Source organism: Holdemanella sp., assembly GCF_056804935.1.
In genome coordinates this window covers 1-2,303 of record NZ_DBMEXE010000244.1, presented here as the reverse complement: position 1 = coordinate 2,303, position 2,303 = coordinate 1, and the positions used below count along the sequence as shown (strand labels likewise).

1 protein-coding gene and 2 pseudogenes are annotated in these 2,303 nt (G+C 36.3%); all 3 read left to right on the top strand.

Annotated features, from left to right (window positions below):
- Window positions 1–227 (top strand): annotated as a pseudogene (locus ACZQCL_RS08860) (RDD family protein); the annotation flags it as partial.
- An 83-nt stretch (window positions 228–310) separates the two neighbouring features.
- A pseudogene (locus ACZQCL_RS08855) lies at window positions 311–1,638 on the top strand (PTS sugar transporter subunit IIC).
- Between the two features lie 18 nt (window positions 1,639–1,656).
- On the top strand, window positions 1,657–2,178 hold the full coding sequence (locus ACZQCL_RS08850) for a GrdB-related putative oxidoreductase (RefSeq protein ID WP_227993888.1): 522 nt from the start codon (window positions 1,657–1,659) through the stop codon (window positions 2,176–2,178).
- Window positions 2,179–2,303: the final 125 nt, after the last annotated feature.

Here is a 2,303-nt window from a genome sequence, read left to right as displayed (position 1 = left end):
GACTAGGAATCATGATCGTTGAAGGCTATATTGCGAATAGTTCAAGTTATTTGCGTCAATTGATTCAAATCGTTACAGGCATTCCAATTATGGATATGGCGGTATATGTATTTGGAATTATTAGTGCTGTTTCTATTCTAATGGGTATGGCAAGTCCATCAAGAAAAATGATTCATGACCGTATTGCGAATACACATATTATGAGTGTGGCAGGTACGGAAAAGTAATTTCCTAGATGTAGGAAAACATTTAGTGAATTCATTATCAATAGCTGTGATAAAGTAAAGACAGCTAATAAAGGAGAGTGTTTATGGACAAGCTAGAAAAAATTTTAATGCCTATGGCAGATGTTCTAACTAAAAACCGAGTGTTAATCGCAATTCGTGATGGTTTCTTGATTTCTACACCATTATTAATTGTTGGTTCAATCTTCTTGTTGATTGCAAACTTCCCAATTCCAGGATGGGATGCTGCAGTATCATCAGTACTTGGTGCAGGTTGGACAGACTGGTTCAAGGCGGTATCTCGTGCATCATTTAACTGTACAGGTTTATTAACTGCATTAGGTACAGGATATGCGATGGCAAGAGAATTTAAAGCAGACAAAATTCAAGGTGCTGCCGTTGCATTGGTTTCTTATTTTATTTTAATGCCAACAATTCACACAGCTGTTAGAGATTCAGGTGAAGTTGTTAAAGATGCTGTTTTCGCAGGTTTAGATTTTGATTATATCGGACCAAACGGAATCTTTATGGCCTTGATTTGTGCAACTCTTGGAGTATGGTTATTTGCCTTCGCTTATAAAAAGGGATGGACAATTAAAATGCCTAAAGGTGTACCTCCTGCAGTTGCAGATTCATTTGCTGCATTAGTACCAAGTGGTCTAGTTATGGGAGCTGCATTCTTAGTACGTATTGGTTTCTCATTCACAGAATTTGGATACTTCCAAGACTTTGTAGTAGCTATTCTACAAACACCATTGGAAGGTTTAGGAGATACATTAGGAGCTAACGCATTATATTCATTCATGTGTACTTTCTTCTGGTTCTTTGGTATCAATGGACCAGCTGTATGTAACTCAGTATTCTTCATTGGTAACGTATTAACTGCAAAGCATTACCATATATCTTCACAAACCCATTCAGTAACTTCTTCTGTAACTTCGGTGGTGGAGGATCTACTCTATCATTAGTAATCTTGATGGTTACAGTATGTAAGTCTGAACGTATTAAACAATTAGGAAAATTATCTATCGTTCCAGGATTCTTTGGAATCAACGAACCAATTATCTTTGGTTTACCAGTTGTATTAAACCCAGTTATTGCGATTCCATTTATTTTAGTTCCAATGATGAACTTGATCCTATCATATTTCGCAACATTATGGGGTATTATTCCACGAACAACAGGTGTAAACCTACCTTGGACAACTCCAATTGGATTCTCAGGATGGTTGGCTACAGGATCTTGGAGAGCAAGTGTATGGCAAATCTTCTTGTTGGTATTAGGAATGATGATTTATTATCCATTCATTAAAACATTAGATAAAAAATATTTAGCAGAAGAAGCTGCTGCTGCAAATGAGTCAAGCGAAGAAGACGATATCTCATTTGACGATTTAGATTTAGATAATCTATAAGATTAGGAGGATAACACAATGAAAGTTATGATGATTTTTGACCAGACACAAGCTGGTTTAGGAGGAAAAGAAAGTCCTGATTTACCTATGGGCGGAAAAGCAATGGGGATTGGTTCTTGTGAAATGTTTACTCGATTCTTGGATCAACAAGGAGGGAAAGTCATCGCTACTTTATATTGTGGAGACGGTACTTTTTTAGCCGACCCAGAACTTAACGCAAAGAAGTTTGCGGCTATGGCAAAAAAATTTAATCCAGATGTAGTTATCTGTGGACCATGTTTCAATTATGCAAATTATGGTATCATGGCTGCTAAATCAGCTGAGGTGATTTCAGAACTAACAAATATTCCTGCTTTTGCGATCATGTCACAAGAGTGTGAAAAGGCTATCGAAACATACAAAGATAAAGTTACAATTTTAAAAATGCCTAAAAAAGGTGGAATTGGATTGAATGAATCATTAAGCGCTATGTGTGAATACGCTAAAATGTTAGTCGACAAAAAAGATACTGCTGAATTCTTAGAAAAACATGCTTATTAATAATGACCAGCTCGATTGAGCTGGTTTTCTGTACGACAGGCAGTCGTGCTTATAGTTGATAATCAATCACCGATTATCAACTGTTTTATTTTAGAGACAATAAAGTACAAGATACTCGTAACACT

Coding starts and splice junctions, on each gene's coding strand:
- ACZQCL_RS08850 (WP_227993888.1), top strand. CDS start 1,657: ATGAAAGTTATGATGATTTTTGACCAGACACAAGCTGGTTTAGGAGGA.